Below are 26,987 nucleotides of genomic sequence, written 5' to 3'. Positions count from 1 at the left end.
CTGCCGATGAATCGCTGGTGCCCGCACCAGCGGCCCCTGCTGCCTGTTGCTACCTGCCGTGTCTCCCATGTCCACTCTCCTGTCCGCCTGGCCCGCCCTGGTCCTGTTGTTGCCCGCGCTGTGGCTGGTGTCGGCGATCGTGTTCCTGGCCAAGGGCAACCGGCGGGCGTTTGCACAGCTGATGGCCCTGCTGGCCTGTTTTCTGATCGGCGCGCTGCTGATGGAGTTCTTCACCTTCATGGGCGCCCTCATGGCCCGCTCGGGCAGCCAGCACGCCACGCCCACGCTGGGCACCGGCACGCGCCAGTTGCTGGAGACCATTGCCAACCCGCGCTCCATCACCGCACCACCACTGTCGCTGGCGGCTTTTGCGGCGTACAGCATCCCGGCGGGCTACCTGTGGCTGCTGGTCACCTGGGTGCTGCACCTGCGCGGCAAGAAGGCAGGCCCGGCCAAAAAGAAGTCCAGCAAAACCCCGCGCAAGGCAGCCAGAGACTGAGTTTCGATTGTTTTAGCCCCCAGGCGCTAGAAACATATGTCTGAGCAGCTATCAATTGGATAGCGCCACCACGCCATGGCTTGACGCAGGGCAAAGCGTGCCCAGACCCGCCCGCCCACAATGGCGCGCGGCCTCCCCGACCCGGGGCGGGCACCTTGTCACCCTGTATTCATCCCGCCATGACCACCCACCACAGCGACGTGCTCATCGTCGGCGCAGGCCCGGCGGGCCTGTCGCTGGCCATCTCCCTGGCGCAGGCCGGGTTCACCGCCACCGTGGTGGAGCAGCAGGGCGACCGCGCGCTGGCCCAGCCCGCACCTGACGGCCGCGAAATCGCCCTCACCCACCCCAGCCGGGCAACGTTGCAGCGGCTGGGCAGCTGGGCGCACCTGGCCGACCACGAGGTGGGCCAGATTTCCGAGGCCCAGGTGCACGACGGCCCGCTGGGCCGCCATAGCGCGCTGCAACTGAACGCGGCCAGCGGCACCCACGGCGATGTGTCAGCTCCCGGCGCCCTGGGCTTCATCGTGCCCAACCACGCGCTGCGGCGCACAGCCCACGCGGTGGCTGCGAGCACCCCGGGCGTGCGCCTGCTCACCGGCACCCAGGTCACCCGCGTGGCCGCGCTGCCCGGCCATGCCGAGCTGGACTGCGTGCCCTCCCACACGGGCCCTGGCGACCACGCCACGCCCCAGCGCCTCACGGCCCCGTTGCTGGTGGCCGCCGACAGCCGCTTCTCGGCCACGCGCCGCCAACTGGGCCTTGGCGCAGACATGACCGACTTTGGCCGCACCGTCATCGTCTGCCGCATGCGCCACGCCCTGCCCCACGGCAACGTGGCGCACGAATGTTTTGGCTACGACCGCACACTGGCCGTGCTGCCCCTGCCCGATGACCCACAGACGGGACAGGCGCTGTGCTCGGTGGTGGTCACGGCGGGCGCGGCCGACGCCGCCGCGCTGATGGCCCAAAGCCCCGAGGCTTTTGCCACCCAGGTGCAGGCCCAGTTCAACGACCGGCTGGGACCCATGGCGCTGGTGGGCGAACGCCACGCCTACCCGCTGGTGGCCGTGTATGCCCAGCGCTTTGCGGGCCACCGCTGCGCGCTGCTGGGCGACGCCGCCGTGGGCATGCACCCGGTCACGGCGCATGGCTACAACCTGGGGCTGGCGGGGGTGGAGCGGCTCACGGCCGCGCTGGTCAGCGCCCGCCAGCGCGGGCAGGACATTGGCAGCGACGACGCCCTGGCCCCCTACGCCCAGGGCCACCACCGCCACGCCTGGTCCATCTACCAGGGCACCAACGCCATCGTGCGCCTGTACACCGACGCCCGCCCGGTGCCCCGCCTGCTGCGGCAACTGGTGCTGCAGGGCGCGCGGCGCCTGCCACCGCTGCAGGCGGCCATCGTGGGGCAGCTGACGGGCAAGGCACCCCAATGGATGCGCGCACTGACGCTCAGGCCGTAGCCAACCTCTGCAACGGGCGCGCCCCACGCCAGCGCCACCGTGGAACTGGCTTTGCCAGGCCACCGGTGGCGTCCCCCTCAGGGGGACGACGCGAAGCGGCTCAGGAGGAGCCGTCCCTTACCCCCAGCGTGGCCAGACCATACAGCGGCGCACCGAGCCAGGGGCGCCACCACATGTCCATGGCAATACCGGCCCAGCCGTAGCCCTCCGCCACGCTTTGCTCGCGCAGCAGGTGCAGGCGCGGGTGCACGGCCGCCAGCTCTGCCATGCGGCCGACCCCCCACCGAAACTCCGCGCCCGTAGGCCCCACGCTGGCGTGGCGGGCCGCGCAACCCACGGCCTGGCGCGTCATCACATCCAGCACCATGTGCGAGCCCGGCGGCGCGTGCTGCGCAAACTCGGCCAGCACGGCGTGCACCTGCGCAGGCGGCAGGTACATCAACACGCCCTCACACACCAGCAGCACCGGGGGGGCGGTGCGCTGCGCGGGCAGCCCGAGCCGCTGCCACCAGCCGGGTTGCGAGAGGTCCAGATCGGCATGGCGCATGCGCGGGCACTGCGGCGGCAACAGGGGCTTGCGCAGCGCCATCACCGCAGGCAGGTCCGCATCAAGCCACTGGTTGGCCCCCGTGTCCAGCCACTGAAAGTGGTGCGTGAGGCCACACCCCAGGTTGACGCCCAGGGCCTGCGGGTGCTCGGCAAAAAAGGCGCGCCCCGCCTCCTTGATGGCGCGGGTGCGCCACAGCACATGCAGCACCGTGGGCAGGTCGTCCAGGGTGCTGTTCACATCGGCACCCAACTGCGTCAGCAAGGCCTGGGCCACGGCATCGTGGCAGTCGAGCCAGGGGAAATAGCGCCCGCCGTGGGCGCGCGCGACCAAAGGGATGAGCAAGGTGCTGGGCACGGGGGGCAGCTGCGCGCGCTGCAGCAGGCTGCTGGTGCGGTGGAGCGCACGCGCCGGTGGCGCAGGGCTGCGCGGCGATCGGGCAGGGCGTCTGGTGGGGGACTGCGGCACGGGGCGCTCCTCCAGTGGCTGCGGGCGCCACGGTTGCGTGGGATGCGGTGTGGCCCAGGGCAAGGGCCTTAGAGCCTGTTCAACAGGTTCTTGGGCCATTCTGAACGGTCTGCCCCAGTCTGTCGTGAATGACCGCAGCGCGTGCTGCGGTATGTCAATGCACTGGCGGGGCTTGCGGCCAGCGCGACGCTGAATACCTAGTCCTTCACCAGCGCCCACACCAGCGCCACCCCGGCGGCCAACAGATCTCCGGTGAACGTGTTGTCGCTGGCGTCGCTGCTGGCCGTGGTGAACGCCCGCTTCTGGCGCTCCCGCTCGGCCCGGGTGCGGTCGCGCTCCAGGGCCACCAGGGCGTCGCCAATGTCCACGGGCGATGCCGGCGCCGCCGGTGCCTTGGCGCTCGCGGTGGCATAGCCCTCCATGGCGCGCACCACGGCCTGGGGGTCGATGAGGGAGAACGCGGCGCGGCAATAGGGGCAGGCGTGGTCTTTGCGGATGTCCACGGGCGCGCCGCAGCTGGTGCAGTAGATGGCGCCCACGCGCTTGGCGAGGTCGTCGATCTCGGGGCGCGTCATGTGGCGCACAAAGCCTTTTTCGACCATGAAGGACGAGAAGGTGCTGAAGCGCCCATGCTGTCGCCCGCAGCGGTACACCATGTAGCGGCCGCTGCGCACCACGTCGTAACCCTTGGCCAGGCTGGTGTTGCAGCGCGGGCAGGCCATGCTCTCGGCCAGGGCCTGGTGCTGGTCCACACGGTGCTCGTGCAGCAGCCGAAACAGCTCGACCACGGACTGGGGCGTGAGCTTCAGGTTCTCGTGCCGGTCAAACCACAGGCCCTGGCAGGCAAAGCAGATGTCCAGCTCCAGCGAATCGCCCAGGTTGCTGGCAAAGCGGTGTGCCTGCATGGGTTGGCGGCACGAGGGGCAAGTGGGTGCAGGAAACATGGCAGTGAGGGTCTGGGCAGCGGTGCGGGGTGCCTCGCGGGGGCGGGGGCATCGTAACCCGCCCGGGATGCTCGTCCCCCACCCTGGCCGCATCCACTAGCATTCGCGCCTCAACCACAAGGAACAACCACATGGGATTCATGAACTGGCGTGTGAAAAGCGCTGATGTGTTGCAACAAGGCGGCGTGATCGCGCCGGACGAGCGGCTGCCCTGGCCGCAGACGGCGGTGATGGGCGTGCAGCACGTGATTGCGATGTTTGGCGCCACGGTGCTGGCGCCCATCCTGATGGGCTTTGACCCGAACGTGGCCATCCTGATGAGCGGCATCGGCACGCTGATCTTCTTCCTCGTCACCGGCGGCAAGGTGCCCAGCTACCTGGGCTCCAGCTTTGCGTTCATTGGCGTGGTGATTGCGGCCACGGGCTATGCGGGCCAAGGGGCCAATGCCAACATCGGCGTGGCGCTGGGCGGCATCATTGCGTGTGGCCTGGTCTACACCCTCATCGGCGCGCTGGTGCAGGCGATTGGCACGGGCTGGATCGAGCGCTTCATGCCGCCCGTGGTCACCGGCTCGGTGGTGGCGGTGATCGGGCTGAACCTCGCGGGCATTCCCATCAAGAACATGGCGGCCAGCAACTTTGACAGCTGGATGCAGGTGGTGACCTTTGTGAGCGTGGGCCTGGTGGCCGTGCTCACGCGCGGCATGGTGCAGCGCCTGTTGATCCTGGTGGGGCTGATCGTGGCCAGCATCATCTATGCGGTACTGACCAACGGCCTGGGCCTGGGCAAGCCCATGGACCTGACCGCACTGGCCAACGCTGCGTGGTTTGGTTTGCCGAACTTTGCAGCCCCGCAGTTCAGCGGCAATACCATGCTGCTGATTGCGCCCGTGGCCATCATCCTGGTGGCCGAGAACCTGGGCCACGTGAAGGCCGTGACGGCCATGACCGGCCAGAACCTGGACCGCTACATGGGCCGCGCGTTCATCGGTGACGGCATTGCCACCATGGTCAGTGGCAGCGCAGGCGGCACGGGCGTGACCACCTATGCCGAGAACATCGGCGTGATGGCGGCGACCAAGATCTATTCCACCGCCGTGTTCCTGCTGGCGGGTGTGTTTGCGCTGGTCCTGGGCTTTTCCCCCAAGTTCGGCGCACTGATCCAGACCATTCCGCTGCCGGTGATGGGCGGCGTGTCCATCGTGGTGTTTGGCCTGATCGCGGTGGCGGGTGCCAAGATCTGGGTGGATAACAAGGTGGACTTTTCGCAGAACAAGAACCTCATCGTGGCGGCCATCACCCTCATCCTGGGCACGGGCGACTTCACGCTCAAGTTCGGCCAGTTCGCGCTGGGTGGCATCGGCACCGCCACGTTCGGGGCGATCCTGCTGTACGCGCTGCTCAACCGCAAAGCGGCGTAATCTGTGGATGTGGCCAGGCTGAACCGCATTTGTAAGGGTTAACCCTTAATTTGTAAGGAACGAAGGCTAGCATCCTGGGTTTTGTCCACAGGGCCATCCGCTCACCGGGCGGGTGGCCTTTTTCTTTTTGCGGAGTTTGTTCATGTCCCTGGCCGATCGGGTGCTGTACCCCGACTTTCTCTCCCGCACCATGACCGCCGATGAGGCGGCCGCCCTGATCCCTGCCGGTGCCCATGTGGGCATGAGCGGATTCACCGGCGCGGGCTACCCCAAGGCCGTGCCCGGCGCGCTGGCGCGCCGCATCGAAAGCCTGAACGCGCAGGGCCTTGGCTTCAAGATCGGGCTGTGGACAGGCGCCAGCACCGCACCCGAATTGGACGGCGCGCTGGCCCAGGTAGACGGCATCGAGATGCGCCTGCCCTACCAGTCCGACCCCACGGTGCGCCGCCAGATCAATGCGGGGCAGATGCAGTATGTGGACATCCACCTGTCGCACGTGGCGCAGTTCGTGTGGTTCGGCTTTCTGGGCAAGCTGGATGTGGCGGTGGTCGAGGTGGCGGGCGTGTTGCCCGACGGGCGCCTGATCCCCTCGTCCTCGGTGGGCAACAACAAGACCTGGCTGGACCAGGCCGACAAGGTCATCCTGGAAGTGAATGCCTGGCACAACCCGCAGCTGGAGGGCATGCACGACATCTACTACGGCACCGATGTACCGCCGCACCGCAAGCCGATCCCCATGACACGGCCTGATGAGCGCATTGGCGAGCCCTACCTGCGCTGCGACCCGAGCAAGGTCATCGCCGTGGTGATGACCAACCAGCCCGACCGCAACAGCGTGTACGCCGCGCCCGATGACACCTCCAACCGCATCGCGGGCCACATCATCGACTTCCTGCAGCACGAGGTGAAAAAGGGCCGCCTGCCCAAAGACCTGCTGCCGCTGCAGTCGGGCGTGGGCAACATCGCCAACGCGGTGCTGGCAGGGCTGAACAACGGCCCGTTCGACAACCTCACGGCCTACACCGAAGTGCTGCAGGACGGCATGCTGGACATGCTGCGCTCGGGCACGCTGGCCAGCGCCTCGGCCACGGCGCTGTCGCTGAGCCCGGCGGCCATGCAGGACTTCAACGACCGCATCGACTACTACAAGCAGCGCATCGTGCTGCGCCCGCAGGAGATCAGCAACCACCCCGAGCTGATCCGCCGCATGGGCCTGATCGCAATGAACGGCATGATCGAGGCCGACATCTATGGCAACGTGAACTCCACGCATGTGATGGGCTCGGCCATCATGAACGGCATCGGCGGCTCGGGCGACTTTGCGCGCAATGCCTACCTGTCAATCTTCATGACGCCGTCGCTGGCCAAGAACGGCAGCATCTCGTGCATCGTGCCCATGGCCTCGCATGTGGACCACACCGAGCACGATGTGCAGATCCTTGTCACCGAACAAGGCCTGGCCGACCTGCGCGGCCATTCGCCCACACAGCGCGCCGAAATCATCATCGACCGCTGCGCGCATCCGGATTTCCGCCCCGCCCTGCACGACTATGTGGCCCGCGCCAAACGGGGCGCCGTGGGCCAGCACACGCCGCACCTGCTGAACGAGGCCTTGTCGTGGCACCAGCGGTATGTGGAGACGGGCAGCATGCGCGCGCCAGCGGGCCCTGCCAGCGCGGGGTAAAGAGCGAAGGGCGTGAGGGGCGTGAGAGGACGCGGCTCTCACCCCAGAGCCCGCAGGCCTTTGACAGCCAATTGCCAGCCTGCGCAGATAAAATCAGGGTTAACCCTAGGTCTTTCGACCTCCCCCTGTCCACCCCCACCAGCCCCCATGCGGGGCTGGTGGCATTTTGTCTGCGAGTTTTTTGATGACCATGCAACGCCGTCAGTTCACCCAATCCCTCGTGGCCGCCAGCGCCGGCCTGCTGCTTGCCCCCTCGTCGCGCGCCGTTGGCGTGCAAGACCCCATGGACGCCAAGAGCGTGACCATTGGCTGCTCGCTGGGTACGACCGGCGCCCTGGCCAGCCTGGGCAAGGAACTCAAGCAGGGGCTGGACGCAGGCTTGGCCCAGGCCAACGCCAAGGGCATCCACGGCCGCGAGATCAAGCTGCTGGCCATGGACGACGGCTATGACGCCGCGCGCTCCGAAGACAACGTGCGCAAGCTGATTGCCGATGCCAACGTGGTGTCGCTGATCTCCTGCATGGGCACGGCCAACAACCAGCGCATCCTGCCGCTGGTGGACGAGGCGCAGATCCCCTACGTGGCCCCGCAAAGCGGCGCCACCTCGCTGCGCAAGGCCGAGTACCGCTCGGTGTTCCACGTGCGCGCCAGCTACACCGACGAGGCCCAGCGCCTGGCGCAAAAGCTGGTGTCCATGGGCATCACCGAGCTGGCTGTCGTGTACCAGGACACCGCCTTTGGCCGCGAGTTTCTGGCCGATGTGACCAAGGCCATGGCCGCCGCCAAGCAGCCCGCACCCAAAGCCTTCAAGCTCGACGCCCAAGGCGCCCAGGTGGCCGACGTGGTGGGCAAGGCCGTGGCCGCCAAACCCAATGCGGTGCTGCTGGGCACGGCGGGCGACATCACCGCCACGCTGGTCAACGAGTTCAAGAAAGTGTCGCCCAGCACGCCGCTGGCCGCCACCAGCGTAGCGCTGTCGGGCGACAACCTGCGCCAGCTCGGTGGCAAGGCCTCGGGCATTGCGCTGTCGATGGTGCTGCCCGACGCGGCCCGCACCAGCTTTGCCGTGGTGCGCGACTACCAGAAGGCCATGCGCGCACTGGGCTACCAGGAGTTCTCGGCCCGCAGCTTTGAAGGCTATGTGAACGCCCGCGTGCTGGCCGAGGGCCTGGAGCGCGCCGGCCGCGACCTGACCCGCGCCAAGCTGCGCAACGCCCTCGCAGGCATCCGCAGCAACGACCTGGGCGGCCTGTCCATCGACTACGCCAGCGGCGCGCCGTATGTGGGCTCGCGTTTTCTGGACCTGGGGGTGATGGGCGCCAACGGGAAGTTTGTGGGCTGAGGCTAGGAGCCTGTCGGACTTGGAGCGTCGATAGCGAGAATCGGCCCCAGCGAGGACAGTTTTTGCCGGACTTGCAGACCCATAGCCCAGCTATGGGGCAAAAAGACGGTAAAAAATGGACCGGTGCGGCCGATTCGCAGCCGACGACTTCCAAGTCGGACAGGCTCCTAGGCGCCTGCGGCACAGGGCGGGGCCACAGGCATTGGCACAATCAGCGGCTTGCACTGACTTGGCCCTGCCCCGTGACCACCATGCCCATCTGGAAAAAACCCATCGACCTGGCCCTGCTGAAGGCCGCCAACCGCAACACCGCCGTAGAGCACCTGGGCATTGAGTTTGTCGAGGTGGGTGACGACTTTCTGCGCGCCCGCGTGCCGGTAGACCACCGCACCATCCAGCCTTTTGGTCTGCTGCACGGCGGTGTCAGCGTGGTGCTGGCCGAGTCCATGGGCTCCACCGGCGCCTACTACACCCTGCCAGAGGGCTACCGCGCCGTGGGCCTGGACATCAACGCCAACCACCTGCGCTCTGCCACCAGCGGCTGGGTGACCGGCACGGCAAAGCCGGTGCACATCGGCCGCACCACACACGTGTGGCACATCGATCTGCACAACGAAGCGGGTGAGCTGACCTGTGTGTCGCGGCTGACGATGGCGATCCTCACACCGAGATAAAGTGCATCCCCCTGAGGCGCTTCGCGCCTACTCCCTTCTCTCGCATCGCTAGCGCGATCCGGGATGGGGGACACCGCCAGCGCGGCGGGGCGGCCCTTGCGCGGCGGTTTTGGCCTGGGGACGCACCCGTGGCAAAGGCTGGGGGTGTTTTTGATGAAATCGGCCCCAAGCGCTAGAAGAATATGCGCTGGTAGCTATCTATTTTGTAGCGTTTTGCTGGGCCAGGCGCTCGCTTTTCCAGTACACGTCATCACCGCCATCCATGCGGTTGAGCACGCGGGCCAGCACGAACATCAGGTCGGAGAGGCGGTTGAGGTACTGGCGCGGCGCGTCGTTCAGCGCCTCTTCGTTGCCCAGGGCGACCACGGCGCGTTCGGCGCGGCGGGCCACGGTACGGCACACGTGGGCCTGTGACGCGGCGCGGGTGCCCGCGGGCAGGATGAACTCCTGCAGGCGCGGCAGCGCGGCGTTGTGGTGGGCCAGGGCTTCGTCCAATGCCAAGACGGCGTCGGCCTTGAGCAGCTCGAAGCCCGGGATCGACAGCTCGCCTCCCAGGTTGAACAACTGGTGCTGCACCTCGACCAGCAGGGTGCGGACTTCGTCGGGCAGCGGCTCGCACAGCAACAGGCCGATGTGCGAGTTGAGTTCATCCACATCTCCCATGGCGTGAATGCGCAAGCTGTTCTTGGAGACACGCTGGTTGTTGCCCAGGCCGGTGGTGCCGGCGTCGCCGGTGCGGGTTGCGATTTCTGTGAGTCGGTTGCCCATGGGGTGCCTTGATGAGGAAACGGGAGGATGGATGCCAGCTTCTGCGCGGCACAAGCCACCGCAGTGAATCTGCCCGGATTCTCCGCCACCGCCACGCGGGTGCAAGCGTTTCGCCTCCAATCCCCTACGCACTGCGCCCTGAGCACTGACTGCCCACCACGCGCAGCATGCCCGCTACGCGAACCCACGCCCTGTGGCACACAACATGGTGCGCCACAGGGCGACGGCGCAGCGCTATGAAGGCGCTGCGTACGGCGAGATCAATGCGCAGCGGGGGCGCGGTTGAGCTTGTCGATGTCTGCTGTGGATACGCCAGCGTTGGTGGGCTTCATGGTGTCCCATGCATGTGCGTGGTAGGTGTCCCACTCCTGGCGCGACACCATGCCGTCGCCGTTGGTGTCCATCAGGCGCGCATTGACGCGTGCATCGGCCTTGGCTGCGGCCTTTCCGCCTGAAGCGCTGGGGTTGATCTCGGCCACCGGAGCCGCACGTCCGTCGCCAGCTGCGGGGTTGGCAGGCATGGCGCTGCTGTTGGCGCTGCGCGTGTCCACCTTGTTTTGTGCCTTGGACGCCGCCGCACCTCCGGATGCAGAAGGGTTCACCTCGGACGGAGGGCGCGCATTGCTGTTGGCGGGGGCCTGGGCCAGCGCAGCGGTGCATGCCAGTGCGGCCAGAGCGGCGAAGACGGTTTGCTTTTGCATGGAGAACTCCTTCGGAAAAACGTGCGATCAAGCGAAATGCTTGGATGCATTGTTTTGCCGCGCCCCGACCCCGCTTGTAGGACGTTCACGGGCTTGCAGGTCAGGCCAAGCGCTTGAGCAGGTGGGGTGTGAATGCGCACCAGGGGACGCTTGCGTCTGGCTACAAACTGTGCGGACATCTACACACAACCGGCGTGCCGCGTTACACCGCGCTGGCAAATGTAGAGTGAGGCAACAGCAGGCAAGAGTGCTGGCGCGGCACGCTTTGCTGCGGTGCAATGCAACCCTGTTCAACTTCCAAGGAGCCAGGCTCACCATGAAAGCACTGCAACGACGCCACTACTCGTTCGACACACGCAGCGTGATGCTCTTCGCCGCCCTCTCTCTGGGTGGTGTGGGTGCCTTGCAGGCACAGACGTCCTCCTCTTCCTCTCCTCCCCAATTTGGCCCCGCAAGCAAGAGCACCGCACAGTCAGGCTCGCCTTTTTCTGTGGGGCCCAGCAGTGGCGGCGTCTCCACCGCAGCGGCCGCCGCATTTGACAAGGCCGACACCAACAAGGACGGTCAGCTGAGCGCGCAAGAGGCCGCCACGCTGCCAGCCATCAGCCAACGTTTCAAGGAACTCGATACCGACAAGAACGGATCTCTGTCCCGCGCCGAGTTCGACAAGGGGGTGCAGTCCTGACCCTGCCCAACGCTTAACTGCCCTGAGCCAGAGGCCGGGGTAGGCGCAACTACCAAACCGCAAAGCCTGCCCGCGCTGGAACTCCAGGGCGTGGGCAGGCCTTTGTGCGTACAAGCAGCAGCAAATGAATTTCAGTCGTGCAACGATGACAAAAACTGCTGCAGCTCAGGCGTCTGCGGACTTCCAAACAGCTGGGCAGGCGTGCCCTGCTCATGCACCCGCCCCTGGTGCATGAAGATCACACGGTCGCTCACCTTGCGGGCGAACGCCATCTCGTGCGTGACCATCATCAGCGTCATGCCTTCTTGCGCCAGCGATTCGACCACGCGCAGCACCTCACCCACCAGTTCAGGGTCCAGCGCCGAGGTGATCTCGTCGCACAGGAGCACCTGCGGCTCCATGGCCAGTGCGCGCGCAATGGCCACGCGCTGTTGCTGCCCGCCCGAGAGCTGGTCGGGCATGGCGTCAAACTTTTCGGCCAACCCCACGCGCGCCAAAAGCTGACGCGCCTGCGCCTCGGCCGCCTTGGCATCGCGCGCCTTCACCAGCGTGGGCGCCAGCATGATGTTGCGGCCCACAGAGAGGTGCGGAAACAGATTGAAGCTCTGGAAGATCATGCCCACCTGCTGGCGCAGCGCGCGCATGGCGGCGGGGCTGTCGTGCAGCAGCTTCTGGCCGTTGACGCTGAGGGCGCCTTCCTGGAACTCCTCCAGCCCATTCACGCAGCGCAGCAACGTGCTCTTGCCCGAGCCACTCTTGCCGATGATGGCGATGACCTCGCCGCGCTGCACTTTCAGGTCAATGCCCTTGAGCACTTCGTTGCTGCCATAGGACTTGCGCAGCGCAGTGATGTCCACAATGGGCGGCTCACCCACCACGATGCCGTCGTGCGCAGGGGTGGGTTTGGTTGCGGAGGCTTCAGCGGCGATGGCCATGGAGTTTCCTTTCAAGGGACTGCGCCACCAGGCTCACCGGGAAGCACAAAACAAAATACAGCAGCGCTACGCAGGCGTAGACGAGGAAGGGCTTGTAGGTGGCGTTGGAGATCATGCTGCCCGCCTTGGTCAGCTCCACAAAGCCGATGACCGAAGCCAGCGCCGTGCCCTTGATCACCTGCACCAGAAAGCCCACCGTGGGCGGCACCGCGATGCGCAGCGCCTGCGGCAGCACCACGTGGCGCAGCTGCTCGCCAAAGTTGAGCGCCAGGCTCTGCGCCGCCTCCCACTGCCCCTTGGGGATGGAGGCCACACAGCCGCGCCAGATCTCTGTGAGGTAGGCACTGGTGTAGAGCGTGAGCGCCACCGCAGCAGCCGTCCACGGCGAGGTCTTGATACCGAACAGCGCAATGCCGAAGTAGGCCAGGAACAGCTGCATCAGCAGCGGCGTGCCCTGGAACACCTGCACATAAGCGCCCACGGCGCGGTCCACGCCACGCACTTTGGACAGGCGCAGCACCAGCAGCACCAGGCCCACCAGGCCACCACCGATGAAGGCGATGAGGGACAGGGACACCGTCCAGCGCGCTGCCAGCAGCAGGTTGCGCAGGATGTCCCACAGGGAAAATTCAACCATCTCGATTTACCTCCCCACCAAGAATCGGGCGCCCACCCACATCAGCAGGCGGCGGGTGAGCATGGACAGCACCAGGTACACGGCAGTGGCCAGGATGAAGGCCTCGAAAGCGCGGAAGGTGTTGCTGGAGATCAGGTTGGCGGCGTAGCTCAGCTCGGGCGTGGAGATCTGCCCGCACACGGCCGAGCCCAGCATCACGATGATGATCTGGCTGACCATGGCGGGCCACACCTTTTGCAGCGCGGGCGGCAGCACCACGCGCCGGAAGGTCTGGCCCGGCGTGAGCGCCAGACTGTGCGCGGCTTCGATCTGGCCGCGTGGCGTGGCCTCGATGCCTGCGCGGATGATCTCGGCGGAATACGCGCCCAGATTGATCACCATGGCCAGCACCGATGCAAACTCGGGCGAGAGCTTGAGCCCCAGCGCGGGCAGCCCGAAGAACAGGAAGAACAGCTGCACGATGAAAGGCGTGTTGCGCACCAGCTCCACATAGCTGGCCACGGCCCAGCGCAGCGCAGTGGGCCGGTGGCCCAGGTTGCGCGCACGCGCCCAGGCGCAGACCGTGCCCAGCAGCAGGCCCAGCACGGTGCCCACAATGGTGAGGGCTATGGTCCAGACCACGCCGCGCACCAGCAACGGCCACGACGTGAGGACGGCGGAAAAATCGAGCGCAATCAGCATGCTTGTGCCCTGCGCCGCTTGTCGCGCCGCAGGCCCCTGGGTTTCAGCAGTTCATCCTGTGCGCCGCATCACAGGGGCAGGTCACCCGCAGGACGACCCAGCCACTTGTTCGACAGCTTGTCGATGTCGCCCGACTTGCGGGCCTCGGCAATGATTTCGTTCACGCGCAGGCGCAGCTTGTCTTCGCCTTTGGCCACACCGATGAAGTTCGGGCTGTCCTTGAGGAGCAGCTTGTATTCGGTGGCCAGGTTGGGGTTCTTGACCATGATGGTGCCCGCCGTCGATGCGCTGGTCGCAATGGCCTGCGTCTGGCCCGACACAAAGGCCGCAATGCTGGCGGCGTGGTCTTCAAAGCGCTTCACGTCCACGCCGGGAGGCGCGACTTTGGCCAGCTCCTGGTCTTCCATGGCGCCGCGCGTCACGGCCACCGTCTTGCCCGCCAGGTCGGCAAAGCTCTTGATGTTCAGGCTCTTGCTCGCAAACACGGCCTGGAAGAACGGTGCGTAGGCCGCAGTGAAGTCGATCACTTTCTCGCGCTCGGGGTTCTTGCCCAGCGTGGAGATCACGAGGTCAGCCTTCTGCGTTTGCAGGTACGGGATGCGGTTGGCGCTGGTCACGGGGATCAGCTCGACCTTCACGCCCAGCTTGGTGCCGATGTAGTTGGCCATCTCCACGTCCAGCCCCTGGGGCTTGAGGTCGGTGCCGACAAAGCCGTAGGGCGGGTAGTCGGTGGGAATGGCGATCTTGATTTCCTTGGCCTTGAGGATGTTGTCCAGCGCGTTCTGCGCGTGGGCTGCAGGTGCCATCAGGGCCGCTGCGAGGCCGGTGGCGGCAAGCACGCCCAGGGTCAGGCGGCGGGTGGACGAAGTGACGGTGCGGACGGTGGTCATAGCAGGGCTCCTAGGTAGGTGGATGCGTCGGCAGGTGCGTCTGGGTCAGACGCTGGGGGGATGGAACTGGGGGCGGCGCGGGGCTTGCGCGCGCGGGCTGTTGGGGTGGCCTGAGCGGGGCTTTTGCGCACCGGCGCCAGCGCATCGCGTAGCCCGGCCAGCGGGTCACTGCTGGCCTGCAGGCGCAGGGCCGACTGCACGGTGCCGATGTGCTCGGACATGAGTGCCTCGGCGCCGGCAATGTCTCCCGCTTCCAGCGCCTCGACGATGCGCACATGGTCGGCACAGCTCTGCGCCGCATCGTGCGATGACTGGTAGAGCATGGCAATCAGCGTGGTGCGCGCCGTGAAGTCGCGCAGCGTGTCGGCCAGCAGGCTGTTGCCCAGGCATTCGGCCAGGCACACATGGAAGTCCCCCAGCAAGAAGCTGCGCATGCCCACATCGGTGCCCGCCAGCGCGGCTTTTTCGCGTTGCAGGTGGCTCTTGAGCTGGCGCAGCGCCGTCTTGTCCACCACCTTGAGCTGGTGCAGCAGGCCCAGCTCGATCACGCGGCGCGCCTCAAAGGCCTCGCGCGCTTCGTCCTGCGACGGCTCGATCACATACCAGCCGCGCCGGGCACTGACGGTGACGATGCCCCGTGTGGCCAGCCGCGTGAGCGCCTCGCGCACGATGGTGCGGCTGCAGTCGAACAGCATGGCCAGCTGCTGCTCGCCCAGGCGGGAGCCGGGCGCGAGCTTTTGCGCCATCACGGCTTCGATGATGCGGTTGCTGATCTCGGTGGCGGTGGTCATTGCCTGCGGTATCGCAGGTTCCGTGCCAACTGGTATACAAGCTGAATGCACCAGCCTGGCGCACGGAGGCTGTGCACCATGGGGCAGCCTGCCCCGCAACGATGCGTGGGGCTGCGCTAGCCTGAACCAAAGGGATGCTGGTGCATGGATGTGGTGCAGGCGCTGGCGTTGGCGGGCCACCGGCTGCGCAGGGCACTCAGACGGCCATAGAAGGCGGTCACCTCACGAAGAGGAAGTACCAAGACCCAAGGACCCAGCGAGCGGCTACACCAGCCCGGCCAGGCGCGAGAGCCAGGACAGCACCAACCCGCTGCCCAACACGACAAACACTGCCGGGTGCCACCAGGGCCAGCGCGCCACGCGGCGGCGGCCCTGAGCGCCTTCGACCACCGCCTGGCCCGCCAGCAGCGACAGCCACAGCAGCAACACCAGCGCACCCGGGTTGGCTGCCCAGGCGGCCGCCCAATCGCCCTGGACCAGGGCCGCACACGCGTGCGTGCCGCCGCACAGCGGGCAGGGTATGCCCGTCAGCGCAAGAAACCCGCAACCCAGACCCAGCCCGCCCTGCCCCAGCCACCAGGGCGTGGCCGCCATGGCCAGCGGCCAGCCCAGGCCCAACGCCAGTCGCTGCCGCCGATCGCCTCCGCCCAAAGGCTGCCAGGCGGGTGGGCTGCCCACCGGCACCACTGCGGGGCCGGGGTCAGAGGGGAGGAAGGGCCACCGGCTCATCGCCCACCAGCTGGCGTGCCATGTAGTAGGAGCCGATGGTGGACAGCGGCAGTGTCAGCAGCGCACCCACCCAGCACAGCAGGAAACCCAGCGAGCCCACGATGCCCAGCACCAGCGAGCAGAAGAACGCCGAGCCCAGGTTCTTGGTCACGATGGCCCAGGCCTGGCTGAAAGCCGCGACGCCATCGCGCTCGCCGCGCGCCACGAGGAACAGTGCCACCGGGGGCAGCGCCATGACCAGCAAGCCGGGGATGAAACACAGCATGAAGCCCAGCGACACCACCAGCGAACTGATGAGCCCCGCCACAAAGGCGGGCACAAAGTCGTCAAAGCCCCGAAAGACGTCGCCGATCTGCACCGCTTCGCCGCGCGTCTCGCGCTCGATCATGCGCATGTAGCCCACCATCATGGGCCCGGCCAGCAGGCCCGCGCTGATGCCGGCGACCACCATCACCAGCAAGGTGCACACCACATGGGTGAGGACGTTTTTCTTGAAGGTGCCCCAGGCACCCGACAGGCAATCTCCCACACTGGCTGAAGCCATGGCAATCCCTCTCTCTGTAGTTGGTCAGTCGCGCGCAAGCGCTGGCTCAGTGTAGCGAGCCAACGGCCGCTGTGGTACCCCTGACGGGTGAGCCCTGAGAGAGGGTCGCTACAGAACTCCCTCCCACAGCGCAAACCGCTCCGGCTGCGTGTGGGGCGCACAAAACAGCGTTTCGCCCACATGCTGGACCGGTGGCTGTGCACCGGCATACGGCGCCCATCCAGGGTTGCCATCCCGCGCAAACGCCACCCAGCGCTGCTGAAGTGCCTCGGCCAGCGCAGCGGGCGGCGTCGGCCCCGTGAGTTCCTGCCCTGTGGGCGTGTGGAGATTGCCGAACACAAACGGCAGCTCCACCCCATGCGCTGCGCCCAAGCGCCCACGCCACTGCGGCGAGGGCCAGGTGAACTCATAACCATGGGCGCTGCGGGCCCAGCGGTGGGCCAGCGCGGCAATGCGCTGCGCAGGCACACGGTAGTAGTAGTCGGATTGCAGCGCACACAGCCACTCCCCAGGCGTTTGCTGCGCGGGTGGCAGCATGCTTCGCAGGGCCTGTGCGGCGGAGGCATTCAAGCCCACGTCCTGCGCAAAGGCATGGACCTGCGCCTCTGTCACCCGGTCAATGGCACCGCCGGGCACGTGGTACAGGCGCATCTCCTGCGCGTTGCTGCCCACCAGCACCTGCAGGGCCGGCGGCTGGTCAGCCCACTGCTGCGCCAGCGCCTCCAACGGCGGTGCGGTGAGCACCCGTCCATCGACCACGGGCCGCAAGGGAAAGAAGTTGCGTCCGCCGAGCCCGTGCTGTTGCCGCAGGGCAGGCTCGGAGGCCAGCCGGTGTACGGCGTGCAGCACAGCAGCCTGCTGCGCCGCGCCCAGTGCAGCCAGGGTGGGCTCCACACCCGCCAGCACGGCCACGGCATGGCGCGCCGCAGCGGCCTCCTGCAAGGTCTGGCAGGCGACGCTGGGGCTTTGCAGAATGGCGCGCTGGAACAACCCACGCGACGCGGGCATGCCCATCAGACAGGCCAAGGCCCCGGCACCGGCCGACTGGCCGAACACCGTGGTGCGCCCCGCATCTCCGCCCCAGGCGTGGATATGGTCGCGCACCCACTGCAGTGCCATCAGCAGATCCAGCAGGCCGCGATTGGCGGGCGCAGCGTGCTCCTCGCCCTCGAAGTGTAAAAACCCGTCAATGCCCAGCCGGTACTGCACCGACACCAGCACCACGCCGCGCCGCGCCAGCGCTGCCCCGTCATACAGCGGCTCGCTGGCCGCGCCGCGAAAGAAGCCTCCGCCATGCACCCAGACCATGACGGGCAGGTGGGCGCCGGGCTCGGCGGTTGGCGCCCACACATTGACCGCCAGGCAGTCATCGCCCCCCAGCATGGGCGCATCGGCACGGGCGCTGCGGGCCAGCTGCGGTGCCATGGGCGCAAACGCGGTGGCATCGCGCACACCAGACCACGGCAATGTGGGCAACGGCGCCGCAAACCGCAGCGCGCCGCGTGGCGCTTGCGCGTACGGCATGCCACGGAACACACGCACGCCCTCCTCCCACAGGCCGCGCAGCTGCCCACCGTGGGCCAGCGTGACCTGAGGCTCTGCAGTGCCCGCCGTCATTCCGTGGCCAGGCCCCGCTTGTCGATCAGCGGGCGCCACACGGCCGCATCACGCGCCGCCCAGGTGCGCGCATCGGCAGGTGCGGTGGCAGTGAGCGTGACGTTCATGGCTTCAAGGCGGGTCTTGTACTGCGAATCGCCACCCCGACACTTCTCAGTGACCGCATTGAGCCGGTTCAGCAACTCGGGGGGCGTGCCGGCCTTGGCCACCACGGCAATCCACGCGGGCCGCGCCAGGTCGCTGGCAGCGGGCAAGGCTTCGGCGATGGTCGGCACATCGGGCAGCAACGGCGAGCGCTGCGCACCAAACAGCGCCAGCGGCACCAGCTTGCCCGCCTTGACCTGTGCTGCTGCCGTGCCAATCACCAGCGTCATCGCATGGATCTGCTGGCCCATGAGCGCGGTGAGGCCCGCGCCCTCACCCACAAAAGGCACATGGGTGCCGGGCACACCCAGCTTTTCTATCAACGCCGAGGTCAGCAGGTGCGCTGGGCTGCCCTTGCCCGGCGACCCGAAGTTGACCCCGCCCGGCGTGGACCGCGCCAGCTTTTGCAGATCGGCCAGGTTGGCAATGCCCTGCCCTGCGGGCACTGCCAGCACCAGCGGCGACGTGCCCAGCACGGCCACGCCGTCAAAGTCGCGCAGCGGATCGTAGGGCTGCTGCTTGTAGACGTAGGGCGTGATGGTCATCTGCGACATGCCGATGCTCAGCAGGTTATAGCCATCTGCAGGCTGGGCCTTGAGGTAGTTGACGGCCAGGATGCCGTTGGCCCCGGGCTTGTTCTGCACCACGACGGGCTGACCCAACTCGCGCGCGGCGCAGTCGGCCCACACCCGCGTCATGGCGTCCGAGCCACTGCCGGGCGGCTGCTGGGCGATGAGCTGGATGGGTTTGGCCGGGTAGGCAGCAGGCAGCTGCGCCTGGGCGCCACCGGCCAGGCAGGCGAGCGCGGCCAGCGCGACCATGCTTGGAACGCGCGTAAAAGCTGAGGTCATGGTGTGTCTCCTGGTAATGTTTTCTTCGATGGATGTCCGCGATGCGTGGCGTGCAGGCGGGAGATGCCGCACGACAAGCAGGCAGACAAAAGGGGTCAGCGACGGCGTGTACGTGCCTTGGTGGACACAGCGGCGGCCGTTGATGGCGCAGCCGCTTCGCACCGGGTGGCAATCCAGTCGGCCAGGCAAGCCAGTTGTGCCTGCTGGACGGTATCGGACACGGTGGGCGGTGCAGGCGCAAACAGCTGCAGCAGCCCCAGCCCGCGCAGCGACGACAGCACGAGGCCCAGCAGTCCATCGCGGTCGGGTTCTGCTGCCAGCTCGGGGAAGGCGCTGAAAAAGCCTTCGTGCATGCGCGCCTGCACGCTCTGGCGCAGCTCGGCAATGTGGCCCAGCACCTCGGTCTGGTTGCGGCAGCCCAGGTAGATGTTCCAGGCCACGATGAAACGCGGCTGCGCGTAGACCAGGCGCCACACCGCCTGCACAAACTTCGCCGCCCGCTCGCGCGCGGGCAGTGCCGCGCTGGGCCAGAGTTCGCCCGAGCGCACGGTGGACTCGATCAGCTCGCTCAGCACGTTCATCATCAGCACCGCCTTCGACTCGAAGTGGTGCTGCACCGCGCCCGAGGTCATGCCCGCCGACTTGGCCAGCTCGTGGATGGACATCTCCTCCAGGCTGCGGTGCTGGATCACGTCGATGGCCGTGGCGATCAGGTGCTGGCGGGTGGCGGCGCTGCGCTCGGCATGGGTGCGGCGCGTCCCGGCCTTGGGGGAAACACGGTGGTTCATGGCGCTTTCACAATATACATTTCGAACGTAATGTATTTATACCCCCGCTGACCAGCAAGCCCGTGAATACCCGCATCCCCACCCGGGCCCAAGGTGGATCACCCAGGGCCCGGCCACGGGGCCGAACCTAGAATGCTTCTCACTGACCGCACCCACCGGAGACACACACCATGAACGCCCCCACCGCTGCCGCCCACCTGCTGCCCGAAATCCAACTGCGCGACGTTCCGCAAGCCCTCATTGATGCGCTGCAGGCCCGCTTTGGCGCGCAGTGCTCGCTGGCCCAGGCTGTGCGCGAGCAGCATGGGCGCGACGAAGGTTCGCTGCAGGCCCCACCGCCCAGCGCCGTGGTGTTTGCCGAAAGCACGCAGGACGTGGCCGATGCGGTGAAGCTGGCCAGCCAGTACGAAGTGCCCGTGATCCCCTACGGCGCGGGCTCGTCGCTCGAAGGCCACCTGCTGGCCGTGCAGGGCGGCATCAGCATCGACGTGAGCCGCATGAACCAGGTGCTCAGCATCAACGCCGAAGACCTCACGGTGACCGTGCAACCCGGCATCACACGCAAGGCACTGAACGAAGCCATCAAGGACACCGGCCTGTTCTTCCCCATCGACCCCGGCGCCGACGCCAGCATCGGCGGCATGAGCGCCACGCGCGCCAGCGGCACCAACGCCGTGCGCTACGGCACCATGCGCGAGAACGTGCTGGCGCTGGAGGTGGTCACTGCCAGCGGCGAAGTCATCCACACTGGCACCCGCGCCAAGAAGAGCAGCGCGGGCTACGACCTCACGCGCCTGATGGTGGGCAGCGAGGGCACGCTGGGCATCATGACCGAGATCACCGTGCGCCTGTACCCGCTGCCCGAGGCGGTGAGCGCCGCCATCTGCTCCTTCCCCAGCATCGAAGCGGCCGTGCGCACCACCATCCAGATCATCCAGATCGGCGTGCCGATTGCACGTGTGGAGCTCATAGACCACCACACCGTGCGCATGGTGAACGCGCACAGCAAGCTGACCCTGCGCGAAGAACCCATGCTGCTGATGGAGTTCCACGGCTCACCCGCCAGCGTGAAGGAACAGGCCGAGATGGTGCAAGACATTGCCAGCGAATTCGGCGGCCAGGCCTTTGAATGGGCCAGCACGCCCGAAGAGCGCACGCGCCTGTGGACCGCGCGGCACAACGCCTACTTCGCGGCCGTACAAAGCCGCCCCGGCTGCCGCGCCATCAGCACCGACACCTGTGTGCCCATCAGCCGCCTGGCCGATTGCCTGCTCGAATCGGTGGACGAGGTCGAAGCCAGCGGCATCCCCTACTTCCTCGTCGGCCACGTGGGCGACGGCAACTTCCACTTTGGCTACCTCATCGACCCCAACAGCGCCGAAGAACGCACCAAGGCCGAAGCCATGAACCACACCCTGGTTGCCCGCGCCCTCAGCATGGGCGGCACCTGCACCGGTGAGCACGGCGTGGGCATCCACAAGATGGGTTTTTTGCTGGACGAGACCGGCACCGGCGCGGTGGACATGATGCGCGCCATCAAGCGGGCGTTGGACCCCAAAAATATTCTCAATCCTGGAAAGATTTTTGCGCTTTGAGACAGTGCCGAAGAGAGTCTGGCTACAGGTCGCCTGCGCCACATTCGTTCTCGGATAAGACAGTCCGGTTGGTTACCCTGCACCTGATGAGACCGTACACTGTTACATCTCACAGCCCAGTAGTAGTAATCATGAAAAGCCCAATTAAAACCATGCTAGCCGCCTTGCTGATCAGCGGGACAGTTGCGCAAGCTGCGGTGACGGTGACGATTCAGCAAGTTGGTTCTAGTTTGGTAGTCAATTCAACAGGCACGCTGAATACCGCTGTTTGCACGGGGATAGGTGGCCCAACCGTCTCGAGCGCCAATGGCATGGATACGGGTGTCAACGCTGGCCTCGCATTCGGTGCAGTGGGATCATCGCAGCAGCAATGCCTTGGTACGACCATTACGCCCAATACTGACTTTGGCACGGGAGCGAGCCTTACAGGACCAACAAACGCCGGGGTCTCATACTTCTTTCAGCCCAACTTGGCATCAGGATTCTGGGGACCCACCGGTTGGACATCGGCCACCAACTTGGTAGCAACGATGACGTTCGCAGGTGCTACCCTTGCCAGTGCCGGGCTCACACCCGGTAGTTACGCTTACACGCTCAGCAATGGCGGGAGTTCGGACACCATCACATTGAACATTCTTGCCGCGAGCCCTGCGTCGATTCCTACACTATCAGAATGGGGTTTGATTGCGCTCGTTTCGGTATTGGGCTTGAGCGGCGTTGTCGGCATTCGACGTCATAACAGATCGCGATAGGTATCTACCACTTCGGGGCGACCAAGAAAAAGGCGATTGCACGAAGAACGTCATTGAGCGAGAGGCTTAGCTCAGCGAGTTGCAAAAGCTTGAGGGGGCACGGACATATGACGATCGAGCGGAACTGGGCCTAGATGAACAGGACCCGGTGGTTGCGGAAGCCCCGACACAGACCGATCAACACTACGTGCATTGCACACGTTGCTTTCTCTGCTCCGCTCGTGAATAAACTCTGGACAGGACCTAGAGTGAGGCTCTCGTCGGTCATTGGGTCCGAAGCGGTAAGTGCAGCAGACGCCTCCGCAGCAAGCTCGTGCTCAAAGCACGCAGACATCAAACAGACCGGACACTCTCCGCTATGAACTAAATCGGTCAAGTCATACGCGGCTGCCACGAGCGTTAGGACACGCGGGAGTGCAAAAACGTTAGGGCGCCCCACAGTGGGTCGGCAGGTCCAGCGTGCCTTCCACCCCCTGTGTGAACGTGCGCTCCTCGCGAAGAATGAAGCGCTTATCCTGCGCCAGTGCAAAGTTCGCACGGCCTTCCGGGTCTGCGCGCAGCCGCGCACGGTAGGCCTCGTAGGCAGCCAGGGACTCAAAGCCGATCAGGCCCCAGGCCTCGTAGTTGCTGCCTTCGTGCGGCAGGAAGTAGCCCAGCAGATGACCACCGCAGCGGGGAATGATCTGGCCCCAGCGGCGTGCGTATTCGGCGAACAGCTCGCGCTGAAAGGGATCAATTTCGTAGCGAATGAAGCATGTGATCATGGCGTTCAGGAGAGGTTGGTGGACAAGGGCTTCACGATAGGCGGTTGACGGCCATCAATGGTTCGCCCAAGATCGAACCATGAAAGACGGCCCCCACATCGCGCGCATTGCCGCGCTCATCGGCGACAGCGCACGCGCCGAAGTCCTCACCGCCCTGATGGCGGACCGCGCGCTCACGGCCACCGAGCTGGCTGACATTGCAGGCGTGACCAAGCAGACCATCAGCGCCCACCTCGCCAAGCTGCTGGATGCAGGCCTGATCGCCGTGGAGAGCCAGGGTCGGCACCGCTACTTCCGGCTGGCGGACCGCGATGTGGCGCACTTGCTGGAATCACTGATGAACGTGGCGTTTCGCGCCGGTGCCGTGCGGCTGCGCGCCAGCCCCCGGGAGCCAGCACTGCGCCGCGCGCGCATGTGCTACGACCACCTGGCGGGCGAGGTGGGCGTGCAGTTTTATGAAGCGCTGGTGCGCCAGGGCATGCTGCAGGCCACGCCCCAGGGGACGACCATCACGCCCGCTGGCGCGCGGTGGTTTGCGCACGTGGGTATCGACACATCCACGCTGGCGCAGCAGCGGCGCATGGTGTGCCGCCCCTGCCTGGACTGGAGCGAGCGCCGCCACCACCTGGGCGGCGCCCTGGGCGCGGCGCTGCTGCAGCGCCTCTTCGACGGGGGATGGGCACAACGCGCTCAGGACTCGCGCGTTGTGCACTTCACCCCCAAGGGCGAGCTGGCGCTGCGCCAGTGGCTGGCCACCCACCCGGATGCCCCGAACTCCCGTGCCGCACAAGGCCCCGCACCATGCTGAATACCCTGCTGCTTTTCATCGCTACGGCCCTCACCGAAATCGTGGGCTGCTACCTGCCCTGGCTGTGGCTCAAGCACGGCAAGCCCGCGTGGCTCCTGTTGCCTGCTGCAGCGAGCCTGGCCCTGTTTGCATGGCTCTTGACGCTGCACGATACCGCAGGCGCAGGCCGCGTGTATGCAGCCTACGGCGGGGTCTACATCGGGGTGGCACTGGTATGGCTGTGGGCGGTGGATGGCATCCGCCCCACGCCTTGGGATGTGGCGGGCGTTCTGGTCGCGCTGGCGGGCATGGCGATCATCATGCTGCAGCCCGAGCACTGAGTGCCGCCCTGAGTCGCCTTCGGCGCTTTCGCCCATGGGGGGCCCGGCAAAGCCGGTTCCACGGGTGCACTGGCATGGGCAGCGCCAGCCTCAAAGGCTGTGGCGCCAGAGGGCTCAATTCACCTTGATCAACCGCCAGTCGATACGGTTGTCCGGCCGCTGCACCAGCTCCACGTTTTTCTTCATGGCCCAGGCCAGCATCTGGTTGTGCAGGGGGATGTGGGCCACGGTGTCGTTCTGCAGCTGCAGGCCTTCGGTGAGCAGGCGGTTGCGCACGGGCAGGTCTGTCTCAGTCTTCACGCGGTCCACGATGTAGTCCATGCGCTCGTTGCTGTAGCGGCCCAGGTTGTAGTTGCCGTCGCCGCCCGTGGTCTTGCTGCGGGTGAGCGACTGCAGCGTGTACAGCGCATCGAACGTGGGCACGCCCCAGCTCAGCAGCGCGATGCTGGCCTCGTGCCGCTGGGCCATGGGGTAGTAGCTCACGGCGGGCATGGTGCGCAGCTTGGCCTTGACGCCGATGCGCGACCACATGGCGGTGATCGCCTGGCACAGTTGCTCGTCCTGCACGATGGCGTTGTTGCTGCAGGCAAAGTCCACCTCAAAGCCATCGCTGTAGCCGGCCTGCGTCAGCAGTTCTTTGGCGGCATTGGGGTCATAGGGCAGACGCTTGTCCACCGCCTCGGTCCACCCGTTGACCAGGGGCGACACCATCGCGCCCGTGGGTTTGGACATGCCGCGCATGGTCACGCGCTGCAGTGTTGCGCCATCGATGGCCTGGTACAGCGCCTTGCGCACGCGCAGGTCTTTCAGCGGATTCTTGCCTTTGATGTTGCTGCCCGCCAGTTCGTCGCGGAACTGGTCCATGGCCAGGTACACGGTGCGGTTTTCCACCATCTCCATGACCTTGAGGTTCGGGTTGGCCTTGATACGGCTCAGGTCCTGGATGCTGGTGTCGCGCACCATGTCCACCTCGCCGGACAGCAACGCGGCAATGCGCGTCGCCTCGGACTTGATGGGCAGATAGGTGATCTCGGTCACGTTGCCTTCCGCCTTGCCTGCGTTCCACCAGCCCGGATTGGCAGCGAACACAATCTTCTGGTCGGGCACCCATTCCTTGAGCACGTACGGGCCTGTCCCCATGGCGTTGCGGTGCGAATAGGTCTCGTCCTTGGCCTTGATGTCCTTCGGCTCCACCGCGTTGTTCTTCTCAGCCCAGGCCTTGCTCATCACGCGCAGCTCGGTCAGCTGGTTGAGCAGCACCGGGTTGGGGTTCTTCAGAAAGATGTCGATGGTCTCGCCATCCACCTTGGCAATGCGGTCCATGCCCTGGGTGTAGATGGCGTAGGTGGAGGTCTTGCTCATCGCACGCTGCAGCGAATACACGACGTCGTCCGCTGTCATGGCAGAGCCGTCACTGAACTTCACGCCGTGGCGCAGCTTGAAGCGCATCTGCGTGGGGCTGACCTGCTGCCACGACGTGGCCAGCAGCGGCTCCACCCTGAGCGTGCGGCTGTTGAACATGACCAGCGACTCGTACACCGCCGCATGGATGCCGTTGCCCAGAGCGCTGTTCTGCGAATGGATGTCCATGGTCTGGATGTCGCTGGAGCCGGACCACTTGAAGGGTTTGGCCCAGGCATAGTTGGGCAGCAGGCAGGGGAGCAGTGCCACAGCGGCGATGGACACGGCTGGCAGGTATCTAGACAAAAGCGGGGAAGACAGCAGCTGCACAGATAACTCCTCGTGAATGAAAGGCAACACTTTGCAGCACATGAATGGGTCTGGAGACCATGGAAATCCCGGTAGGACACGTTGCTCAGCACCACAATCCGGTGCCCAACGATCTGCCCTATGAGCCGCACCTCCATCCGAACCGTGATCCTTTCTTCCCTGGCGGGTGTAGCCTTCGCCGCCCTGTGTGGCCTGCTCATCACCATTGGCTACATGTTTTCTATGGAGGATTTCGTGGCGCAGCCCGGATCTCCTGTTTACTACGCGGGCATATCGCGATTGATTCGAAGCCTGGGAGTACCGGAGGGTGCAGAGGATCAGGAATACTTCGGATCGGTGGGCGATGGCAACAAGCCGCCGCAATCGCAGCTTGGCTTCACCACGGCAGCTGGCGCAGGCGAGCGGGTCTGGAATGCCTTGGATGCTTAACTCTTGGGCCAGGGGCTGCAGCACTCCACAGCATCCCGTGACGGCACGGACCCCACACCCGCATACAGCACCAACCTGAGTACGGTGGTGCCTACCCTCCGTGAAGTGCAATACCGGTCGGCACGAGGAGACTTGGTTGTATTGGGCATGCATGCACTGCCTAAGAACAACGGCCAGGCGAGTGTGCGTTTCTCAATCACCCATTTCGACTGAAGCGCAGCCTGCCCTTGTTCAGGGCGCCGTCAAGGTCTGAGCAACGGGTACCGCGCCGCCGCTGCATCCGTCCCCACCTGCAGCAGGTTGATCACCCCCATTACATCGTCTACCAGCCACACAGCCTTCTCCAGCGCATCAGACTGCGCTTGCGACTGCACGCAGCCCTTGAGCGTCACCAGCCGCCGCTCGCCCAGCACCCACACGCTGGTGTCGTCAAAGCGGCCGTCCTGCTGGATGTAGCGCTGCACGCGCGGGATGATCTCGGCGTCGTAGAGGTAGGAGTTGGGCAGGCGACAGCGCCCCACGCGGTGGCAGCTGCCGCCATGCTGAGAGCGCACATGCGCCAGTTCGCGCACCTCGGCCTCGGTGTACAGAGGCCCTTCGGGCACGGGGCATTGCGGGATGGCTTGGGTGACTTGGACGAAGGGGTCGTTGAAGGCGTTGGTGCGCGGCGCGGCGCCCGAAGGGGCCTGGGCGCCGGCTGATGCGGCCACGAGGCCCAAAACCGGGCCGTAGAGCACGACAAAAAGCGACCGATACGACGGATACATGCGCATGGATGAGTC

General features: G+C 66.0%; 29 protein-coding genes. 12 read left to right on the top strand and 17 right to left on the bottom strand.

Annotated elements, in window-relative coordinates; genetic code table 11:
• Nucleotides 1-67 precede the first annotated feature (67 nt).
• Together ASC83_RS01570 and ubiM are read left to right on the top strand one after the other, a co-directional pair.
• The gene (locus ASC83_RS01570) at nt 68-499 is read left to right on the top strand and encodes a hypothetical protein (RefSeq protein ID WP_056057054.1); all 432 of its coding nucleotides are present in this window, start codon (nt 68-70) and stop codon (nt 497-499) included.
• A 179-nt stretch (nt 500-678) separates the two neighbouring features.
• A complete protein-coding gene (gene ubiM / locus ASC83_RS01565) occupies nt 679-1,965 on the top strand; it encodes a 5-demethoxyubiquinol-8 5-hydroxylase UbiM (RefSeq protein WP_056057052.1) in 1,287 nt (428 codons plus the stop codon).
• Between the two features lie 100 nt (nt 1,966-2,065).
• On the opposite strand, the gene ASC83_RS01560 is transcribed toward ubiM, so the two are convergent.
• Both ASC83_RS01560 and ASC83_RS01555 read right to left on the bottom strand, forming a co-directional pair.
• A complete protein-coding gene (locus ASC83_RS01560; protein ID WP_235509284.1) occupies nt 2,066-2,980 on the bottom strand; it encodes a class I SAM-dependent methyltransferase in 915 nt (304 codons plus the stop codon).
• Nucleotides 2,981-3,177: 197 nt separating this feature from the next.
• Nucleotides 3,178-3,924 (bottom strand): zf-TFIIB domain-containing protein, encoded by a 747-nt coding sequence (locus tag ASC83_RS01555; RefSeq protein ID WP_056057049.1) that lies wholly within the window; start codon nt 3,922-3,924, stop codon nt 3,178-3,180.
• A gap of 131 nt (nt 3,925-4,055) precedes the next feature.
• On the opposite strand from ASC83_RS01555, the gene ASC83_RS01550 reads away from it, so the two are divergent.
• The 4 genes from ASC83_RS01550 to ASC83_RS01535 all read left to right on the top strand — a co-directional run bounded on the left by ASC83_RS01550 (nt 4,056) and on the right by ASC83_RS01535 (nt 9,045).
• Complete coding sequence (locus ASC83_RS01550) at nt 4,056-5,345, top strand: solute carrier family 23 protein (protein WP_056057047.1); 1,290 nt, start codon at nt 4,056-4,058, stop codon at nt 5,343-5,345.
• A gap of 142 nt (nt 5,346-5,487) precedes the next feature.
• A complete protein-coding gene (locus tag ASC83_RS01545) occupies nt 5,488-7,029 on the top strand; it encodes an acetyl-CoA hydrolase/transferase family protein (protein ID WP_056057044.1) in 1,542 nt (513 codons plus the stop codon).
• A gap of 190 nt (nt 7,030-7,219) precedes the next feature.
• Nucleotides 7,220-8,371, top strand: a complete 1,152-nt coding sequence (locus ASC83_RS01540; protein ID WP_056057691.1) for an ABC transporter substrate-binding protein — start codon at nt 7,220-7,222, stop codon at nt 8,369-8,371.
• A 251-nt stretch (nt 8,372-8,622) separates the two neighbouring features.
• Complete coding sequence (locus ASC83_RS01535) at nt 8,623-9,045, top strand: hotdog fold thioesterase (RefSeq protein WP_056057688.1); 423 nt, start codon at nt 8,623-8,625, stop codon at nt 9,043-9,045.
• 198 nt (nt 9,046-9,243) lie between these two features.
• On the opposite strand, the gene ASC83_RS01530 is transcribed toward ASC83_RS01535, so the two are convergent.
• Nucleotides 9,244-9,813, bottom strand: coding sequence for a cob(I)yrinic acid a,c-diamide adenosyltransferase (locus ASC83_RS01530; protein WP_056057043.1), 570 nt, complete (start codon nt 9,811-9,813; stop codon nt 9,244-9,246).
• A 260-nt stretch (nt 9,814-10,073) separates the two neighbouring features.
• On the bottom strand, nt 10,074-10,514 hold the full coding sequence (locus tag ASC83_RS01525; protein ID WP_056057040.1) for a hypothetical protein: 441 nt from the start codon (nt 10,512-10,514) through the stop codon (nt 10,074-10,076).
• A 316-nt stretch (nt 10,515-10,830) separates the two neighbouring features.
• Between ASC83_RS01525 and ASC83_RS01520 the strand changes: the two genes are divergently transcribed.
• A complete protein-coding gene (locus ASC83_RS01520) occupies nt 10,831-11,199 on the top strand; it encodes an EF-hand domain-containing protein (RefSeq protein ID WP_056057038.1) in 369 nt (122 codons plus the stop codon).
• A 131-nt stretch (nt 11,200-11,330) separates the two neighbouring features.
• Here the strand turns inward: ASC83_RS01520 and ASC83_RS01515 are convergent, their stop codons facing one another.
• The 10 genes from ASC83_RS01515 to ASC83_RS01470 form a co-directional block, all read right to left on the bottom strand.
• Nucleotides 11,331-12,134 (bottom strand): amino acid ABC transporter ATP-binding protein, encoded by an 804-nt coding sequence (locus tag ASC83_RS01515; protein ID WP_056057037.1) that lies wholly within the window; start codon nt 12,132-12,134, stop codon nt 11,331-11,333.
• The gene (locus ASC83_RS01510; RefSeq protein WP_056057035.1) at nt 12,118-12,771 is read right to left on the bottom strand and encodes an amino acid ABC transporter permease; all 654 of its coding nucleotides are present in this window, start codon (nt 12,769-12,771) and stop codon (nt 12,118-12,120) included. The genes ASC83_RS01515 and ASC83_RS01510 overlap by 17 nt, the downstream gene beginning before the upstream one ends.
• Before the next feature lie 6 nt (nt 12,772-12,777).
• Entirely contained in the window at nt 12,778-13,452 is a 675-nt protein-coding gene (locus ASC83_RS01505) for an amino acid ABC transporter permease (RefSeq protein WP_056057034.1), read from the bottom strand.
• A 68-nt stretch (nt 13,453-13,520) separates the two neighbouring features.
• Nucleotides 13,521-14,342 (bottom strand): transporter substrate-binding domain-containing protein, encoded by an 822-nt coding sequence (locus ASC83_RS01500; RefSeq protein ID WP_056057032.1) that lies wholly within the window; start codon nt 14,340-14,342, stop codon nt 13,521-13,523.
• Nucleotides 14,339-15,133 (bottom strand): GntR family transcriptional regulator, encoded by a 795-nt coding sequence (locus ASC83_RS01495; RefSeq protein WP_056057029.1) that lies wholly within the window; start codon nt 15,131-15,133, stop codon nt 14,339-14,341. The genes ASC83_RS01500 and ASC83_RS01495 overlap by 4 nt, the downstream gene beginning before the upstream one ends.
• Nucleotides 15,134-15,397: 264 nt before the next feature.
• Nucleotides 15,398-15,862, bottom strand: coding sequence for a DUF2752 domain-containing protein (locus ASC83_RS01490; RefSeq protein WP_056057027.1), 465 nt, complete (start codon nt 15,860-15,862; stop codon nt 15,398-15,400).
• On the bottom strand, nt 15,834-16,406 hold the full coding sequence (locus ASC83_RS01485) for a hypothetical protein (protein WP_056057025.1): 573 nt from the start codon (nt 16,404-16,406) through the stop codon (nt 15,834-15,836). Before ASC83_RS01485 ends, ASC83_RS01490 begins: the two co-directional genes overlap by 29 nt.
• A gap of 108 nt (nt 16,407-16,514) precedes the next feature.
• On the bottom strand, nt 16,515-18,023 hold the full coding sequence (locus tag ASC83_RS01480; protein WP_056057023.1) for a carboxylesterase/lipase family protein: 1,509 nt from the start codon (nt 18,021-18,023) through the stop codon (nt 16,515-16,517).
• Entirely contained in the window at nt 18,020-19,018 is a 999-nt protein-coding gene (locus ASC83_RS01475; RefSeq protein ID WP_056057021.1) for a tripartite tricarboxylate transporter substrate binding protein, read from the bottom strand. Before ASC83_RS01475 ends, ASC83_RS01480 begins: the two co-directional genes overlap by 4 nt.
• Nucleotides 19,019-19,113: 95 nt before the next feature.
• Nucleotides 19,114-19,806, bottom strand: coding sequence for a TetR/AcrR family transcriptional regulator (locus ASC83_RS01470; protein WP_056057019.1), 693 nt, complete (start codon nt 19,804-19,806; stop codon nt 19,114-19,116).
• A gap of 170 nt (nt 19,807-19,976) precedes the next feature.
• Here ASC83_RS01470 and ASC83_RS01465 point away from each other — a divergent pair, with 170 nt between their 5' ends.
• Nucleotides 19,977-21,401, top strand: coding sequence for an FAD-binding oxidoreductase (locus tag ASC83_RS01465; protein WP_056057017.1), 1,425 nt, complete (start codon nt 19,977-19,979; stop codon nt 21,399-21,401).
• 131 nt (nt 21,402-21,532) lie between these two features.
• Nucleotides 21,533-22,153: an IPTL-CTERM sorting domain-containing protein gene (locus ASC83_RS23285; protein WP_162245474.1), complete on the top strand. Its 621-nt coding sequence runs from the start codon at nt 21,533-21,535 to the stop codon at nt 22,151-22,153.
• Between the two features lie 425 nt (nt 22,154-22,578).
• On the opposite strand, the gene ASC83_RS01460 is transcribed toward ASC83_RS23285, so the two are convergent.
• Nucleotides 22,579-22,917 (bottom strand): NIPSNAP family protein, encoded by a 339-nt coding sequence (locus tag ASC83_RS01460; RefSeq protein WP_056057015.1) that lies wholly within the window; start codon nt 22,915-22,917, stop codon nt 22,579-22,581.
• Nucleotides 22,918-22,996: 79 nt separating this feature from the next.
• Here ASC83_RS01460 and ASC83_RS01455 point away from each other — a divergent pair, with 79 nt between their 5' ends.
• Nucleotides 22,997-23,725 carry a helix-turn-helix transcriptional regulator gene (locus ASC83_RS01455; protein ID WP_056057012.1) on the top strand — a complete coding sequence of 243 codons (729 nt, stop codon included), beginning with the start codon at nt 22,997-22,999 and terminating at the stop codon, nt 23,723-23,725.
• Nucleotides 23,719-24,045: a YnfA family protein gene (locus tag ASC83_RS01450; protein WP_200938872.1), complete on the top strand. Its 327-nt coding sequence runs from the start codon at nt 23,719-23,721 to the stop codon at nt 24,043-24,045. Before ASC83_RS01455 ends, ASC83_RS01450 begins: the two co-directional genes overlap by 7 nt.
• 114 nt (nt 24,046-24,159) lie before the next feature.
• Here the strand turns inward: ASC83_RS01450 and ASC83_RS01445 are convergent, their stop codons facing one another.
• Entirely contained in the window at nt 24,160-25,635 is a 1,476-nt protein-coding gene (locus tag ASC83_RS01445) for an ABC transporter substrate-binding protein (protein WP_156379406.1), read from the bottom strand.
• A gap of 261 nt (nt 25,636-25,896) precedes the next feature.
• On the opposite strand from ASC83_RS01445, the gene ASC83_RS01440 reads away from it, so the two are divergent.
• A complete protein-coding gene (locus ASC83_RS01440; protein ID WP_156379390.1) occupies nt 25,897-26,205 on the top strand; it encodes a hypothetical protein in 309 nt (102 codons plus the stop codon).
• Between the two features lie 242 nt (nt 26,206-26,447).
• Here ASC83_RS01440 and ASC83_RS01435 read toward each other — a convergent pair whose 3' ends face one another.
• The gene (locus ASC83_RS01435) at nt 26,448-26,978 is read right to left on the bottom strand and encodes a BON domain-containing protein (protein WP_056057007.1); all 531 of its coding nucleotides are present in this window, start codon (nt 26,976-26,978) and stop codon (nt 26,448-26,450) included.
• Nucleotides 26,979-26,987 lie beyond the last annotated feature (9 nt).

This window comes from Acidovorax sp. Root402 (genome assembly GCF_001425125.1).
GTDB classification, from domain to species: domain Bacteria; phylum Pseudomonadota; class Gammaproteobacteria; order Burkholderiales; family Burkholderiaceae_C; genus Acidovorax; species Acidovorax delafieldii.
This window is presented reverse-complemented; position numbering and strand designations above follow the sequence as displayed.